Here is a 14,926-nt window from a genome sequence, read left to right as displayed (position 1 = left end):
GGCTGGTGCAGTGGCCGATGAAGACTGGACGATCGAGCTCGGCGAGCTCGACGAGAAGATGGGCGTGCGCATCCTGGAGCAATCCGCGGAGCGCGTCGTCGCGACGATGCCGGTGGCGGGCAACCGCCAGTCGTTCGGGCTGCTGCACGGCGGCGCCTCTGTGGCGTTCGCCGAGGCGCTCGGCTCGTGGGCGGCCGTCATCCACGCCGGCCCCGGCCGCAGCGCGGTCGGGCTCGACATCAACGCGACGCACCACCGGTCCGCGCGCAGCGGCCTCGTGACCGGCGTCGCGACGGCGATCCGGCTGGGCAGGAAGGTCACCTCGCACGAGGTGGTCCTCACCGACGAGGAGGGCAACCGGCTCTGCACTGTGCGCATCACGAACCTCATCGTGGAGGCTCCGGAGCGCGTGTGAGCGGTGCTCCGCCCGCGGCGTCGCCGTCCCACTCGTAGAAGCCGCGCCCGGACTTGCGGCCGAGCAGGCCGTCCGCGACCATCCGGCGCAGCAGCGCAGGAGGCTCGAACCGTGGCCCCAGCTCGCTCGCGAGGTACTCCGCGATGTCGAGCCGCACGTCCAGCCCGACGATGTCGGTCAGCCGCAGCGGCCCGACCGGATGCTTGTAGCCGAGGGTCATCGCGGTGTCGATGGCCTCGGGGGACGCGACGCCCTCCTCGACCATCCGCACGGCCTCCAGCCCGAGCAGCACGCCGAGGCGGGACGAGGCGAAGCCGGGGGAGTCGCGGACCACGATCGGCGTCTTGCCGAGGGCCTCCACCCAGCCGGTCGCGAGGTCGACGGCGCCCGGCGCTGTCGCCTGCCCGGCCACGACCTCCACCAGCGCGGAGGCCGGAACGGGGTTGAAGAAGTGCATGCCGAGGAAGCCGCCCGGCCGCTTCAGGACCTCGGCGAGCCCGTCGATGGACAGCGAGGAGGTGTTGCTCGCCAGCACGGCGTCGGGCTCCAGGAGCTCCTCGGCGCGGCGGAGGGCGTCGTGCTTGAGCTCGGGGAGCTCCGGCACGGCCTCCACGACGAGGAAGGCGCCGCGCAGGGCGTCCCAGGAGGTCGTGGCGATCAGTCGCTCGGGCGCAGGGGCCGTCGCGCCGCGGCGCACGCTGCCGTCGATCGCGGCCTCCACGCGCTCACGGGCGGAGGCCGCCGACGCATCATCGCGCTCAACGACCGCGACGCGGGCGCCCGCCATCAGGAACGCGTGCGCGATGCCCGCGCCCATCCGGCCGCCGCCGATCACGCCGATCTTCTCGGGAACGCCTTTCTTCCGGTCGCTCATCGCCGCCTCCGCTCCAGGAACTCCGTCATCCGGCGCTGCTTCTCCGGGGATTCGAACAGGACGGCCTGCGCCTCCCGCTCCGCCCGTGGATGGTCGCCCAGCGGCGCGCGCAGGACGCGCTTGGTGTACTGGGTCGCCAGCGGGTCGTTCTTCGCGATCCGGTCGGCGAGGGCATGCGCGCCGGCGAGCAGCTCGCCCGGTTCGAACAGGTCGTTCACGAGCCCGGCGGCCAGCGCCTCCTCGCCGTTCAGCACGCGCCCGGCCATCGTGATCTCGGCGGCGAGCGGCTCGCCGACGAGCTGCGGCAGCCGCCAGAGCGCGCCGGCCGCGGCGATGATCCCGAGCGAGGTCTCCGGGTTGCCGATCCGCAGCCGCGGCGTGCCGAGCCGGAAGTCCGCCGCGTAGGCGAGCTCGGCGCCGCCGCCCAGCGCGTAGCCGTCGAGCGCGGCGATCACCGGCATGGGCAGTTCGGCGATGCGGACGAAGATCGTCGCGTTGATTGCGCGGCGGGCGTCGGCCGCGGTGCGCTCCCGCAGCTCGGCGATATCGGCGCCGGAGGCGAACACGCCCTCCGACCCGGTGAGGATGAGGATGCGCGGGTCGCGCTCCAGGTCTTCGCACAGCGCGTGAAGGTCGTCCACCATCCGCTGGTCGATCGCGTTGCGGACCTCTGGACGGTTCAGCGTCGCGACCACGCGGTCGGCGCTCTCGGCGATCAGCAGGGTCGTCGGCTCCGTCATCACAGCGCCTCCACGATCAGGGCCGCGCCCTGGCCGACCCCGACGCACATCGTCGCCAGGCCGTACCTGGACTGCTCGCGCTCCATCCGGCCGAGCAGCGTCACCAGGATGCGCGCGCCGCTCGACCCCAGCGCGTGCCCGAGCGCGATCGCGCCGCCGTCGGCGTTCACCCGCGCGCGGCCGCTGTCGTCGTCCAGCCCCAGTCGGCGCATGCAGGCGATCGACTGAGACGCGAACGCCTCGTTGAGCTCGATGCTGCCGATGTCGCCGAGCTCCAGTCCGGCGCGGTCGAGCGCGCGGTTGGTCGCGGGGACGGGGCCGAGCCCCATCACCTCCGGCGCGACACCGGCGCTCGCCGAGGCGACGATCCTGGCGCGCGGGCGGAGGCCGTAGCGCTGCACGGCGTCGCCGCTGGCGACCACGATCGCGGACGCGCCGTCGTTCAGCGGCGACGAGTTGCCCGCCGTGACGACGCTGCCTCCCGCGACGACCGGCCGCAGCGCCGCGAGGGCGGCGGTGTCGGTGTCGCGGCGGATGCTCTCATCGGCCGTGACCTCCCCGGCGGGCGTCGTGACCGGGAGGATCTCGTCGGCGAAGCGCCCCGCGTCGGTCGCCGCAGCGGCGCGCCGGTGGCTCTCCAGCGCGAACGCGTCGGCCTCCTCCCGGCTGATCCCGTCGAGGCGCGCGACCTCCTCCGCGGTCTCCGGCATCGAGTAGGTGGCCTTGTCGCGCTCCAGGAACCGCGGGTTCGTGAACCGCCAGCCGATGGAGGTGTCGAACTGCGGCCCCGGCTTCGCCCACGGCCGCGCTGGCTTGGCCTGCACCCAGGGCGCCCGCGTCATCGACTCGACGCCGCCCGCGACGATCAGGTCGGCGTCGCCCGCGCGGATCGCCTGACCGGCGAGGGTGACGGCGCTGAGGCCGGACGCGCACAGCCGGTTGACGGTGACGCCGGGGACGCTGTCCGGGAGGCCGGCGAGCAGCGCGGCCATGCGGGCCACGTTCCGGTTGTCCTCGCCTGCCTGATTGGCGGCTCCGAGCATGACGTCGTCGAGCGCCGAGCCGTCCACTGCCGCGCGGCGCACGGCCTCTGCGACCACCAGCGCCGCGAGGTCGTCTGGACGCACGCCCGCCAATGCTCCGCCGTAGCGTCCGACCGCCGTGCGCACACCGCCGACGAGGTAGGCCTCCGCCATCGCAGCTCCTTCGAAGCGAATTACCGAACGAACGTTCAGCTAGTAAATAGTCGCAGAACCCCGACCCGCGAGCAACCGCCGCGAGCGCGAGGCGAGCTCCGCCGACGTCACGACCACCCCCAGAATCACCACAGCGCAGCCGATGGCGACCGCGGCCGGCAGCCACAGCGCAGCGACAGCGAGGGCCGCGGACAGTCCGACCGCCGGCGTCGCCCAGCGCAGCACGACCCGCCACGGGTCGCCGTACCGGCGCGCGATGACCGCGTTCGTCAAATAGAACAGCGCGATCCCGCCGCCGAGCGACACCGCCAGCGCCGGCGGCAGCGGCTCGCCCGGGTGCGCGATCCCCTCGGCGAGCGCGCCCGACAGTGCGGTGACCCCGGCCAGCAGCAGGAATGGCAGGAACGCGACCGTGTCTCTGATCGTGCGTGCGTCGCCGGCCTCCAGCAGCCGCTCCAGCCCGCTCGCCATCACATCCACGCCGTAGAGGAAGAAAGACCACGCCAGCCCCGCGGTCAGCAGCAGCCCGAGCACACCGACGAGCCCGGCGGCGAGCGTCCAGGCGCCGGACACCGCGTCCACGATGCTCAGCACCGACTCGCCCAGCACGATGATGACGAGCAGCCCGAACCGCTCCGACAGGTGCTCGACGTTCAGCCGGTCGAGCGCGATCGCCGCCCAGCTCCCGGAGGTCGCCGTCAGCAGCACGACCTCCAGGACGATCGCGACCGCCCACAGCACGTAGTTCGCGGGCGCGGGGAGGGCGATCGACACCAGCCAGAGCACGGCGGTCAGCCCGTTGTAGGCGAGGATGCGGACCCGGGAGGCCCTCCCGTTCGACCAGGAGAAGCCGATCCACACCACCAGCAGCAGCACCCGCAGCAGCGCGTTTCCTGCCGCGAACAGCCAGGCCCGGTCGCCGACCGCCTCCGGCGCCGCCACTGCGAGCGCCCCGACGGCGAACATCGCGATCAGCATCACGATCGACAGTCGCCGCGCGCTGAGCTGCGGCGACACGTCGACCACGAAGGTCAGGTTGACCCACGACCACCAGACCGACGCGAACAGAGCCACGAACACGGCGAGCGCCCCGAACGACGGCGCGGTGTGGAGTCCGTGCGCGAGCTGCCCGACCAGCGCGACGAAGACCAGGTCGAAGAACAGCTCCATCCAGTGCGCCCGCGACGGGTCCCGGTCGCCGGCGACGGGGAGCCGGGGGAGCCTGCCGCCGCTCATCCGCGCCGGCCGGCCGAGAGGAACCCGTCGACCGCTGCCCGCACGCGCTCATCGTCGGCGTACCCGCTGAGGGTGATCCCGTCGAGCGCGCTCCATGCGGCCTGGCTGCCGAGCGCGGCGGCCCGGTCGCGGTCGGAGCGGAGGCGGTTCGCCCGCACGAGTAGCGCGGCGACGGCGAGGGCGACGGCCAGCACCACCACGATGGATGCGAGGACGACGACGATGGTGCTGCTCATCGGGGACCTCCCGGCGCGGGCGGCGTCGGCGGCACAGAGCGCAGCGCGAGCAGTTCGGCGAGGAGCCCCTGCGCGAGCACGAACGTCCGCTGGGCCCGCCGGGCGAGCAGGTAGAACACGCCCCCGCTGGCCATCGTGACCGTCCCGGCGACGAGCACCCACAGCCACGCGGCGACCGGCACCGGATTCACCGCCGGATTCGACTGCAGCACCGGAACCACGAGCGACAGGATCACTCCCGACCCCGCCGCGGCCAGCGCCTTGGCCAGCGTCATCGTGTGCTCGTAGCGCCAGGTGAGCGCCACCGTAAGGCCGTCCACCGCCGCACGGTCGTCCAGCCGGGCGAGGGCCATCAGATCCCCCACCGTCAACTCCGACGCGATCCCTCCCGCCATGCCCCGAGCGTATCGACTCCCACCCCACCACGCATCACCCGCGACATTCCGCACGAATGTCGCGTTTCGTCGCCGCTTTCGCGACACTCGGCACGAATGTCCGGGCGTCAGCGGAGGTCGTGGTCCTCGAACACGAGGGACGTCTTGGTGTCCCGCACCGACGGCATGGTGGTCAGCTCCTCCAGCACCACCCGCCGCAGGTCTTCGTTGTCCCGCGCCCGCACCAGCAGAATGACGTCGAAATCGCCGCCGACCAGAGCGAAGTGCTCCACCTCCGGGATGGCGCGCAGCCGCGCGCGGAGGTCGTGCCAGGCCGCCTGCTCCACGCGCATCGTCACGTAGGCCGACGACGCGCGGCCGGAGCGACGCGGGTCGACCTTCGCCGTGAAGCCCGTGATGACGCCCTCCTCGACCAGTCGGGAGACGCGGGCGTAGGCGTTGGCCCGGGAGACGTGCGCCGCCTCCGCGACGGCGGTGATGGAGGCGCGGCCGTCGGCGCGCAGCGCGTCCACGATACGGGTGTCGATGTCGTCCATGATGGGAGACAGTTTGGCATCGATAGTGCCGCTGCGCACCCGTTCGTCTCGAAAGTCTCACACATGTGGCAAAGCGGGTCCAGCGAAGTCATCCTGAGGATCAGCGACGTCTTTCGAAGGAGAAGCGATGCACGCCGACGACCTGATGCCGGGCGACACCCCGTTGCGGCTCATCGACGAGCAGGGCTCTGGCCACCCGCACGAGCACTACGCGTTCCCGACCACCGAGCAGCTCCGCGACGGCTACGGCCGCCTCGTGCAGGGCAGGCGGCTCAACGACCAGGCCGACGCCCTGGTGCGGCAGGGCAAGCTGGCGGTGTACCCGTCCTCCCACGGCCAGGAGGCCTGCCAGGTCGCCGCGGCGATGGTGCTCGGCGAACAGGACTGGCTGTTCCCCACCTACCGCGACTCGGTCGCCGTCCTCTCCCGGGGCGTCGACCCGTTCGAGGCGTTCCTCCTGCTGCGCGGCGACTGGCACTCCGGCTACGACCCGAACGAGTACCGCGTCGCCCCGCAGGCGACCCCGCTCGCCACCCAGCTCCTGCATGCGGTCGGCTTCGCCCACGCGGCCAGGATGCGCGGCGAGGACACCGTGGTCGTCGCCCTGTGCGGCGACGGCGCCACCAGCGAGGGCGACTTCCACGAGGCGCTCAACTTCGCGGCCGTGTTCCACCTCCCCGTCGTCTTCCTCGTCCAGAACAACGGCTACGCGATCTCCGTGCCGCTCAGCCGGCAGACCGCCGCGCCGAGCCTGGCGCACAAGGGCGTCGGCTACGGGATGCGCGGGCGCCTGGTCGACGGCAACGATCTCGCCGCGCTGCTCGCGGTGCTGGGGGAGGCTGTCACCGAGGCCCGCGAGGGCGGCGGCCCCACGCTGGTGGAGGCGCTCACCTACCGGATGAAGTCGCACACCAACGCCGACGACGCCACCCGCTACCGCACCTCCGCGGAGGTCGAGCCGTGGATCGCCCGCGACCCGCTGCTGCGCCTGCGCACCTGGCTGACGGCCGAGGGCGCGCTGACCGACGACGACGACGCCGAGTTCCGCGCCCAGGCCGATCGCGTCGCCGTCGACCTCCGCACCCGGATCATGGCGGACGCCGAGCCCCAGCCGATGGACCTGTTCGAGTACGTCTACGCCGAGCCGACGCCGCAGCTCCGGGAGCAGTCCGCGCTGCTGGCCGCCGAGCTCGCCGCGGAGACCCGGGCAGCGCAGTCCCGCACCGAGGAGGTCGCCCGATGACGATCATGCACGACGCCCCCGCCGACCGTCAGCCTGAGCCCGAGCAGCCGTCCGCGCCCGCCGTCGCCACCATGACGATGGCGCAGGCCCTCAACCGCGCTCTTGCCGACTCCCTCGCGGAAGACCCGGCGGTCCTCGTCTTCGGCGAGGACGTGGGCACGCTCGGCGGCGTCTTCCGCATCACCGACGGCCTGACCAAGCGCTTCGGCGAGCAGCGCTGCTTCGACACCCCGCTGGCCGAGTCCGGCATCGTCGGCACCGCCGTCGGGATGGCCATGAACGGGATGCGCCCGGTCGTCGAGATGCAGTTCGACGCGTTCGCCTACCCGGCGTTCGAGCAGATCGTGGACCACGTCGCCAAGATGGGCAACCGCACCCGCGGCAAGGTCCGGCTGCCGATGGTCATCCGCATCCCGTTCGCTGGCGGGATCGGCGGCGTCGAGCACCACTCCGACTCGTCTGAGGCCTACTACGTGCACACGCCCGGCCTGACCGTGGTGTCGCCGGCGACGCCGCAGGACGCCTACGGCCTGCTCCGCGCCGCGATCGCCTCCCCGGACCCGGTGGTCTTCATGGAGCCGAAGAAGCTGTACTGGTCGACCGGCGAGGTCGACACGACCGCGCCGCTGCCCGAGCTGGGTCGCGCGCGCGTCGCCAGGGAGGGCACCGACGCCACCCTGATCGCCTACGGCCCGACCGTGCCGGTGGCGCTCGCCGCCGCGGAGGCCGCGGCCGAGGAGGGCCGCAGCCTGGCCGTGATCGACGTGCGCACCCTGACCCCGTTCGACGACGAGACCGTCTGCGCCGCCGTCCGTGCGACCGGCCGCGCCGTTGTCGTGGCCGAGGCGCCAGGCTTCGCCAGCGTCGCCTCCGAGATCGCCGCCCGCGTCTCCGAGCGCTGCTTCCATTACCTGGAGGCGCCGGTGCGCCGGGTGACCGGCTTCGACACCCCGTTCGCGCCGCCGAAGCTGGAGCGCTACTACCTGCCGGGCGTGGACCGCGTGCTCGACGCCGTCGACAGCCTGCAGTGGGAGGACGCATGAAGGTCTTCACGCTGCCCGACCTGGGCGAGGGACTCGCCGACGCCGAACTGGTCCACTGGCTGGTCGCGGTCGGCGACACGGTGACCGTGGACCAGCCGATCGCCGAGGTGGAGACCGCCAAGTCGGTCGTCGAGGTGCCGTCGCCGTACGCCGGCGTCGTCGCCGTCTGCCACGGCGAGGAGGGCGAGACCATCCTGGTCGGCTCTCCGTTGCTGGAGGTGCGGGAGGACGCGGAGGTGGAGTCCGCAGTGGAGTCCGCCGCGGAGACCGTCGCCGCTGCGGACGCCTCCGAGCCGGAGCGGGAACCCGAACCCGTCGCGGCCGGCTCCGGCGCCGTGCTCGTCGGCTACGGCACCACCGACCACGCCACCGCCCGCCGCCGCGGCCGCGCCTCCCAGCACGGCACGGCCGTGACCGCCGGAGCGCCGAGCCGCATCGTCCCCGTCGTGTCGCCCGTCGTCCGGGCGCTCGCGCGGACGCACAGCATCGACCTCGCCTCGCTCACGCCGAGCGGCGTGGGCGGGGTCGTCACGCGGCACGATGTGGAGGCGGCGCTCGCCGCAGCCAAGGCCACTGCACCCAGCGCGCCGGCGGCACGTCCGGCGCCCGCCGCTGCCGAGCCGGGGACCGACCCCCGCACCGGCCTCGACATCGCCTCCGTCACCCCGTTCTCCCGCCTCCGCCGCACGGTCGCCGAGACCATGACGCGCAGCCGCTCCGAGATCCCGGAGGCGACCGTCTGGGTCGACGTCGACGCCACCGAGTTGTGGGAGGCCAGGCAGACCCTCGGAAAGTCGGGCAAGCCGCCGTCGCTGCTCGCCTTCATCTCGCGGTTCGCGCTCAGCGCGCTCGCGCGGCATCCCGAGCTCGCCGGCCGGGTCACCGCCGGCGGCGACGGCATCGAGGTGTTCGCGGGGGTGAACCTCGGCTTCGCCGCCGACACCCCGCGCGGCCTGCTGGTCCCGGTGATCCGCCGCGCCGACCGGTGCAGCGTCCGCGAGCTCGACGCCGAGCTCGGCCGCCTGTCCGCCGCCGCCCGCGACGGCGTGCTGCCGCCCGCGGACCTGACCGGCTCCACCTTCACCGTGAACAACTACGGGAGTCTCGGCGTCGACGGCAGCGCCGCGATCATCAACCACCCGGAGGTCGCCATCCTCGGCATCGGCCGCGTCATCGAGCGTCCGTGGGTGGTCGAGGGGGCCGTCGTCGCGCGCCGGATCGTGCAGCTCAGCCTGGTCTTCGACCACCGCGTCACCGACGGTGGAGTGGCTGCCCGGTTCCTGCGCGAGATCGCCGACGCCATCGAGTCGCCGATCGCCTTCCTCGCCGACGAGGCGCCGGGTACGGTGAGGGCATGACCGACAAGCGCGACGAAGAACAGCCGGACGACGCCGACAAGCCCGATGCCGTGGAGCAGGGCGACGACTACGACCTCGACTTCGAGAAGGACGTCGCGCCGGAGGAGAACATCCCCTGGCTCCCGCACCCGACGCCCACCGACGGCGACGCGCCCGCTCCCTGAGCATTTGCGCACACCCCTAGGCTCGGAGGAGTGACCTCCCGCTCCTTCCCCCTCTGGCTCGCGCTCGTCTGCGCGATCGTCTGCGGGGCCGGCGTCGCCCTGCAGTCGCGCATCAACGGCGAGCTGGGGCAGCGGCTGGACGACGGGGTCACCGCCGCCGTCATCTCCTTCGGCTCCGGCCTCGTCATCCTCCTCGTCGTGATGGCCGTCGCCCCGGCCGGGCGGCGCGGCTTCGGCCGGGTCGTCGCCGCGCTGCGCACCCGCGAACTGCCCTGGTGGTACGTCGCCGGCGGCGCCGCGGGCGCGTTCCTGGTGCTGTCGCAGGGCGTCGCCGCCGCGGTGCTCGGCGTCGCGCTGTTCACGGTCGCGGTCGTGGCCGGCCAGACCGTCAGCGGACTTGTCCTCGACCGGATCGGCCTGGGCCCCGGAGGCCGGCGCCCGATCACCCCCGCGCGGCTCGCCGGAGCCCTGATCGCCCTCGGCGCCGTGACCTGGGCGGTGTCCGCGCAGCTCGGCGGCTCCGTGCCGATCTGGCTGATGCTGCTCCCGTTGATCTCGGGCCTCGGCCTCGGCTGGCAGCAGGCCGTCAACGGACAGGTGCGGGTGGTCGCCGAGAGCGCCCTGACCGCGACCTTCATCAACTTCGTCGTCGGAACGACCGTCCTTCTGGTGATCATGGCTGTCGACTGGAGTCTGCGCGGCCTCCCGAAGCCGCTGCCGACCGAGCCGTGGCTCTACCTCGGCGGCGCGATCGGCTGCGTGTTCATCGCGGCCGCCGCGCTGCTCGTCCGGATCACGGGCGTGCTGCTGCTCGGCCTCGCGACCGTCGCCGGTCAGCTCGTGACCGCGCTCCTGCTCGACGTGCTCGCGCCGAGCTCGCCCGCTCCTGTCGCGTTCTCCACCGTCGGCGGGACGCTGCTCGCCCTCGTCGCCGTCGCCGTGGCGAGCGTCCGCTGGCGCCGCACTCGAACGAACTGACAGGACACGCCGCGTGGCATGCGGGCCACGCGGCGTGTCCTGTCCGGCAGTTCGTCAGTCGAGCGTGCTGAGGAAGCGCTCGGGGTCGATGGAGGTGCGGTGCGCCTCCTTGCCGTCGTCTGGCACGCCGCCGACGTAGAGCCAGCCCAGGAGGCGCTCGTTCTTGGCGAGAGCGTGCATCCGGTGCACGGCCTTCGACCTGGTGTGGTGGCCGGTGCGCCACATGACGCCCCAGCCGGCGTCGTGGAGCAGCAGGCTCAGGAGGTGCGCGACGCCCGAAGCGACCGCGTCCTGCTCCCAGCCCGGCACCTTCTCGCTCTTCGTGCGCACCGCGACGATCGCGAGCAGCAGCGACGAGCGCAGCGGCTTGGCCGCCAGCTTCTCTGCCTCCTCGCCGGTCGCCTTGGCGTCCTTCACGAACGCGCGGCCCAGCCGGATGCGCGCGTCGCCGCGCAGCTCGATGACCCGCCACGGGTGCAGCGCCGAGTGGTCGGCGACGCGGCCGGCGGCGGCCACGAGCGGCAGCAGCTCCTCGTGGGTCGGAGCCGCGGAGGTCACGCGGGAGTACGACCGGCGCGCGGCGACCCGCTCGACGAGCTCGGACATCAGGCCTCTGGCGAGAAGTTCAGCGAGATGGAGTTCATGCAGTAGCGGTCGCCGGTCGGGGTGCCGAAGCCGTCGGGGAACACGTGGCCCAGGTGCGAGCCGCAGTTCGCGCAGCGCACCTCGGTGCGCGCCATGCCCAGGCTGTCGTCCTCGAGGAGCTGTACGGCCTCCGGCCGGATCGACTCGTAGAAGCTCGGCCAGCCGCAGCCGCTGTCGAACTTGGTGCCCGACTTGAACAGCTCCGCTCCGCACGCGGCGCAGGTGTAGAGGCCCGCGCGGCCCTCGTCGAGCAGCTCGCCGGTCCACGGCCGCTCCGTGCCCGCCTCGCGCAGCACCGCGTACTGCTCCGGGCTGAGCTCGCGGCGCCACTCCTCGTCGGTCTTCTCGAGCCCGAACCCGTTGGGCGCTGCGGCGCCCTGCGCGGCCTCGTCGTGCGATGCGCTCATCGTGCGTTCCTTTCGTCGTCCGTCTCCAGCCTAAACGGCGGAACCTGTGCGGCTGTTCCCTGTTCGGCCTGCGACCTGCCGGGCGCAAACGGGCAACGCACAGGACACCGCCCCTAGGATGAGGCGCGAGCGCGGGGAAGGGCTGACTCGAAGACGGTGAGGGGAGGCGGTGCACGTGGCGGAGGCTGCGGACCACCGGATCCCTGCGCCGGACGCGACCGGCCTGACCGACCGTGAGGCGGCCATCCTCGCGTTCGAGCGTCAGTGGTGGCGGCATGCCGGCGCCAAGGAGCAGGCCATCCGCGAGGAGTTCGGTCTCTCCGCCGCCCGGTACTATCAACTCCTCGGAGCGCTGATCGACCGACCGGAGGCGCTCAAGCACGACCCCATGCTCGTCAAGCGCCTGCTCCGGCTGCGCGAGACCCGGCTGGCAGCACGGCGATCCCGGACACTCCCGTCCGGCGACTGACACCGCGAGGAATCACCTGTAGATGGCAGAGAAGTACCCGAGAGACCGGTTCGACGACATCCCAGACGGTCTGCAGCGCGTCGGTGCGCACCGGGCTCCCCGGCCGAAGGGCCGCGGCTGGATCGCGGTCGGCTGGGCGGCGCTCGCCGTCGTCGTCCTCGTGGTGGCGGGCATCTTCGGGCTCTCGCTGGTGAGCGGCTCCATCTCCTTCCACGGCTCGCCGAACTCCCCGAGCGGCACGCCCACGCCGACCGCGACGCCCACGCCGACGATCGTCCCGACCGTCGACCCGTCGCTGACCGTGAACGTGCTGAACGGCACCACGACCTCCGGCCTCGGCGGCAAGGTCAGCGACACTCTGACGAAGGCGGGCTGGAAGGTCGGCGCCGTCGCGAACGCCGACAAGCAGGACCTCTCGCAGACGATCGTCTACTACTCCGACGCCAAGAACCAGGCGGCGGCGCTCGGGGCGGCGCAGTCGCTCCCCGGCGCGACCATCGCGCTCACGCAGGACTTCGCGGCCAGCGGCGCCGACCTGACCGTGGTCGTCGGCAGCGACTACAAGGGCTGACACCGCGTCGTTCCGCGCGTGTACGCGCGCTCATCCCTTTGTTTCACGCGTGTTTAACTTTGGGCCGATTTGGTAACGGATTGGCCAAAAGACTGGCGGAGACGGCTATTGCAAGCATTAGGATCGGGAGTCAACGCGCGGCGCTGGACCACGCGAGCGACACAGCAATGGGAGTAATGCATGGCGAACGGGACCGTGAAGTGGTTCAACGCTGAAAAGGGCTACGGATTCATCACCGTCGATGATGGGGGACAGGACGTTTTCGTTCACTACTCCGCAATCGACATGAACGGCTACAAGGTTCTCGAAGAGGGCCAGCAGGTGCAGTTCGAGGTCGGCACGGGCAACAAGGGCCCTCAGGCCGAGTCGGTGCGTCCGCTGTAGTACGCAGCGATCGGCAAGACCATATAAGAGGAGCGCCGCCCTTCGGGGCGGCGCTCCTTTCTTTATGCCCGCAGTCGGGGACCGCACTCGCCTTGCACTCCCGTGGCGCGAGTGCCAGAATCGCTTTAGCACTCCGCCTGATCGAGTGCTAACACACCGAATCTTTCGCAGACGTCCGGGAGGGACGAGAAACACATGGCAAAGATCATTGCTTTCGACGAGGAAGCGCGTCGCGGCCTCGAGCGCGGCCTCAACATCCTGGCCGACACCGTCAAGGTGACGCTGGGCCCGCGCGGTCGCAACGTCGTCCTCGAGAAGAAGTGGGGCGCTCCCACCATCACGAACGACGGCGTCTCCATCGCGAAGGAGATCGAGCTCGACGACCCGTACGAGAAGATCGGCGCTGAGCTGGTCAAGGAGGTCGCCAAGAAGACCGACGACGTCGCGGGCGACGGCACCACCACCGCGACCGTGCTCGCTCAGGCGCTCGTCAAGGAGGGCCTCCGCAACGTGGCCGCCGGCGCCGACCCCATCACGCTGAAGCGCGGCATCGAGAAGGCCGTCGCGGCCGTGACCGAGGAGCTCATCGCCAGCGCCAAGGAGGTCGAGACCAAGGCCGAGATCGCCGCCACCGCGTCCATCTCCGCCGGCGACACCACCATCGGCGAGATCATCGCCGAGGCCATCGACAAGGTCGGCAAGGAGGGCGTCGTCACCGTCGAGGAGTCGAACACCTTCGGCACCGAGCTCGAGCTGACCGAGGGCATGCGCTTCGACAAGGGCTTCCTGTCGCAGTACTTCGTCACCGACCAGGACCGCCAGGAGGCGGTGTTCGAGGACACCTACATCCTCATCGCCAACCAGAAGATCTCCTCGATCAAGGACCTGCTCCCGATCGTCGACAAGGTCATCCAGGCCAACAAGCAGCTCCTCATCATCGCCGAGGACGTCGACGGGGAGGCCCTGGCCACCCTGATCGTCAACAAGATCCGCGGCATCTTCAAGTCCGTCGCCGTCAAGGCCCCGGGCTTCGGCGACCGCCGCAAGGCCATGCTGCAGGACATCGCGATCCTCACCGGCGGCCAGGTCATCTCCGAGGAGGTCGGCCTCAAGCTCGAGAACGTCACCCTCGACCTGCTCGGCCAGGCCCGCAAGGTCGTCATCACCAAGGACGAGACCACCATCGTCGAGGGCGCGGGCGACCCCGACGCCATCGCCGGCCGCGTGGCCCAGATCCGTGGCGAGATCGAGAACACCGACTCGGACTACGACCGTGAGAAGCTCCAGGAGCGCCTCGCGAAGCTCGCCGGCGGCGTCGCCGTCATCAAGGCGGGCGCGGCCACCGAGGTCGAGCTCAAGGAGCGCAAGCACCGCATCGAGGACGCCGTCCGCAACGCGAAGGCCGCCGTCGAGGAGGGCATCGTCGCCGGTGGTGGCGTCGCCCTCATCCAGGCCGGCAAGACCGCGTTCGAGAAGCTGTCGCTGACGGGCGACGAGGCGACCGGTGCGAACATCGTCCGCGTCGCCATCGAGGCTCCGCTGAAGCAGATCGCCATCAACGCGGGCCTCGAGGCCGGCGTCGTGGTCGCCAAGGTGCGCGAGCTCCCCGTTGGTCACGGCCTCAACGCCGCGACCGGCGAGTACGTCGACATGCTGGCCTCCGGCATCAACGACCCGGTGAAGGTCACCCGCTCGGCGCTGCAGAACGCCGCGTCCATCGCGGGCCTGTTCCTCACCACCGAGGCCGTCGTCGCCGACAAGCCCGAGCGTAACGCGGCGCCGGTCGGCGACCCGGGCGCCGGCATGGACTTCTGAGTCCGTCCGACACGCAGAAGAGGGCGTCTCCCGTTCGCGGGAGGCGCCCTCTTCGCCGTTCGCGGGGTGGTCGACGCGCGGCTCCCCGCCGAGCGACGGAAATGCGCGACCTGGATGTTATATTCATGCGACGGCTCTCAGCTGGAGACCGATTCCGTCGTGGGGGAACGCTTGTGAGGATCGTCCGTCGAACCGCTGTCGCAAGCGCCCTCGCCGTCCTG

The 14,926-nt window shown here is 71.8% G+C and carries 19 protein-coding genes; 10 read left to right on the top strand and 9 right to left on the bottom strand.

All coding sequences use genetic code 11. The features are described from left to right. Positions 1-10: 10 nt before the first annotated feature. Entirely contained in the window at positions 11-415 is a 405-nt protein-coding gene (locus tag ACFQ9V_RS10140; protein WP_382459037.1) for a PaaI family thioesterase, read from the top strand. Here the strand turns inward: ACFQ9V_RS10140 and ACFQ9V_RS10135 are convergent. The 7 genes from ACFQ9V_RS10135 to ACFQ9V_RS10105 all read right to left on the bottom strand — a co-directional run bounded on the left by ACFQ9V_RS10135 (position 387) and on the right by ACFQ9V_RS10105 (position 5,628). Further along, positions 387-1,289, bottom strand: coding sequence for a 3-hydroxyacyl-CoA dehydrogenase family protein (locus ACFQ9V_RS10135; protein WP_382459036.1), 903 nt, complete (start codon positions 1,287-1,289; stop codon positions 387-389). The genes ACFQ9V_RS10140 and ACFQ9V_RS10135 overlap by 29 nt on opposite strands. Beyond that, entirely contained in the window at positions 1,286-2,029 is a 744-nt protein-coding gene (locus ACFQ9V_RS10130; protein ID WP_382459035.1) for an enoyl-CoA hydratase/isomerase family protein, read from the bottom strand. Before ACFQ9V_RS10130 ends, ACFQ9V_RS10135 begins: the two co-directional genes overlap by 4 nt. Next, positions 2,029-3,225: a thiolase family protein gene (locus ACFQ9V_RS10125; protein ID WP_382459034.1), complete on the bottom strand. Its 1,197-nt coding sequence runs from the start codon at positions 3,223-3,225 to the stop codon at positions 2,029-2,031. The genes ACFQ9V_RS10130 and ACFQ9V_RS10125 overlap by 1 nt, the downstream gene beginning before the upstream one ends. A gap of 39 nt (positions 3,226-3,264) precedes the next feature. Further along, positions 3,265-4,461, bottom strand: coding sequence for a low temperature requirement protein A (locus ACFQ9V_RS10120; RefSeq protein WP_382459033.1), 1,197 nt, complete (start codon positions 4,459-4,461; stop codon positions 3,265-3,267). Further along, a complete protein-coding gene (locus ACFQ9V_RS10115; RefSeq protein WP_382459032.1) occupies positions 4,458-4,697 on the bottom strand; it encodes a hypothetical protein in 240 nt (79 codons plus the stop codon). Before ACFQ9V_RS10115 ends, ACFQ9V_RS10120 begins: the two co-directional genes overlap by 4 nt. Then, positions 4,694-5,092 carry a hypothetical protein gene (locus ACFQ9V_RS10110; RefSeq protein WP_382459031.1) on the bottom strand — a complete coding sequence of 133 codons (399 nt, stop codon included), beginning with the start codon at positions 5,090-5,092 and terminating at the stop codon, positions 4,694-4,696. Before ACFQ9V_RS10110 ends, ACFQ9V_RS10115 begins: the two co-directional genes overlap by 4 nt. A 107-nt stretch (positions 5,093-5,199) precedes the next feature. Then, positions 5,200-5,628: an Lrp/AsnC family transcriptional regulator gene (locus ACFQ9V_RS10105; RefSeq protein WP_370054419.1), complete on the bottom strand. Its 429-nt coding sequence runs from the start codon at positions 5,626-5,628 to the stop codon at positions 5,200-5,202. Between the two features lie 127 nt (positions 5,629-5,755). Between ACFQ9V_RS10105 and pdhA the strand changes: the two genes are divergently transcribed. The 5 genes from pdhA to ACFQ9V_RS10080 are packed head-to-tail and all read left to right on the top strand — an operon-like array spanning position 5,756 to position 10,414. Further along, positions 5,756-6,871 (top strand): pyruvate dehydrogenase (acetyl-transferring) E1 component subunit alpha, encoded by a 1,116-nt coding sequence (gene pdhA, locus ACFQ9V_RS10100; RefSeq protein ID WP_382459030.1) that lies wholly within the window; start codon positions 5,756-5,758, stop codon positions 6,869-6,871. Beyond that, positions 6,868-7,914, top strand: a complete 1,047-nt coding sequence (locus tag ACFQ9V_RS10095) for an alpha-ketoacid dehydrogenase subunit beta (RefSeq protein WP_370054417.1) — start codon at positions 6,868-6,870, stop codon at positions 7,912-7,914. The genes pdhA and ACFQ9V_RS10095 overlap by 4 nt, the downstream gene beginning before the upstream one ends. After that, positions 7,911-9,272: a dihydrolipoamide acetyltransferase family protein gene (locus ACFQ9V_RS10090; RefSeq protein ID WP_382459029.1), complete on the top strand. Its 1,362-nt coding sequence runs from the start codon at positions 7,911-7,913 to the stop codon at positions 9,270-9,272. Before ACFQ9V_RS10095 ends, ACFQ9V_RS10090 begins: the two co-directional genes overlap by 4 nt. Continuing rightward, positions 9,269-9,436 carry a hypothetical protein gene (locus ACFQ9V_RS10085; protein ID WP_382459028.1) on the top strand — a complete coding sequence of 56 codons (168 nt, stop codon included), beginning with the start codon at positions 9,269-9,271 and terminating at the stop codon, positions 9,434-9,436. The genes ACFQ9V_RS10090 and ACFQ9V_RS10085 overlap by 4 nt, the downstream gene beginning before the upstream one ends. A gap of 30 nt (positions 9,437-9,466) precedes the next feature. Further along, a complete protein-coding gene (locus ACFQ9V_RS10080; protein ID WP_382459027.1) occupies positions 9,467-10,414 on the top strand; it encodes a DMT family transporter in 948 nt (315 codons plus the stop codon). Between the two features lie 54 nt (positions 10,415-10,468). Here ACFQ9V_RS10080 and ACFQ9V_RS10075 read toward each other — a convergent pair whose 3' ends face one another. Next, positions 10,469-11,020 (bottom strand): nitroreductase family protein, encoded by a 552-nt coding sequence (locus tag ACFQ9V_RS10075; protein ID WP_382459026.1) that lies wholly within the window; start codon positions 11,018-11,020, stop codon positions 10,469-10,471. Next, positions 11,020-11,466, bottom strand: coding sequence for a peptide-methionine (R)-S-oxide reductase MsrB (gene msrB / locus ACFQ9V_RS10070; RefSeq protein ID WP_382459025.1), 447 nt, complete (start codon positions 11,464-11,466; stop codon positions 11,020-11,022). Before msrB ends, ACFQ9V_RS10075 begins: the two co-directional genes overlap by 1 nt. Before the next feature lie 169 nt (positions 11,467-11,635). Here msrB and ACFQ9V_RS10065 point away from each other — a divergent pair, with 169 nt between their 5' ends. From ACFQ9V_RS10065 to groL, 4 genes are all read left to right on the top strand, one after another. After that, on the top strand, positions 11,636-11,935 hold the full coding sequence (locus ACFQ9V_RS10065; protein WP_179605206.1) for a DUF3263 domain-containing protein: 300 nt from the start codon (positions 11,636-11,638) through the stop codon (positions 11,933-11,935). 22 nt (positions 11,936-11,957) lie between these two features. Continuing rightward, entirely contained in the window at positions 11,958-12,506 is a 549-nt protein-coding gene (locus tag ACFQ9V_RS10060; RefSeq protein WP_382459024.1) for a LytR C-terminal domain-containing protein, read from the top strand. A 180-nt stretch (positions 12,507-12,686) separates the two neighbouring features. Next, positions 12,687-12,890 (top strand): cold-shock protein, encoded by a 204-nt coding sequence (locus ACFQ9V_RS10055; protein WP_382459023.1) that lies wholly within the window; start codon positions 12,687-12,689, stop codon positions 12,888-12,890. Between the two features lie 195 nt (positions 12,891-13,085). Beyond that, positions 13,086-14,705, top strand: coding sequence for a chaperonin GroEL (groL, locus tag ACFQ9V_RS10050; RefSeq protein WP_382459022.1), 1,620 nt, complete (start codon positions 13,086-13,088; stop codon positions 14,703-14,705). Positions 14,706-14,926 lie beyond the last annotated feature (221 nt).

Origin of the sequence: Leifsonia sp. NPDC056665 (assembly GCF_042791795.1) — a bacterium.
Classification (GTDB): Bacteria; Actinomycetota; Actinomycetes; order Actinomycetales; family Microbacteriaceae; genus Leifsonia.
Note: the sequence above shows the minus strand (reverse complement) of the source record. Positions and strands in the feature narration are given on the sequence as shown.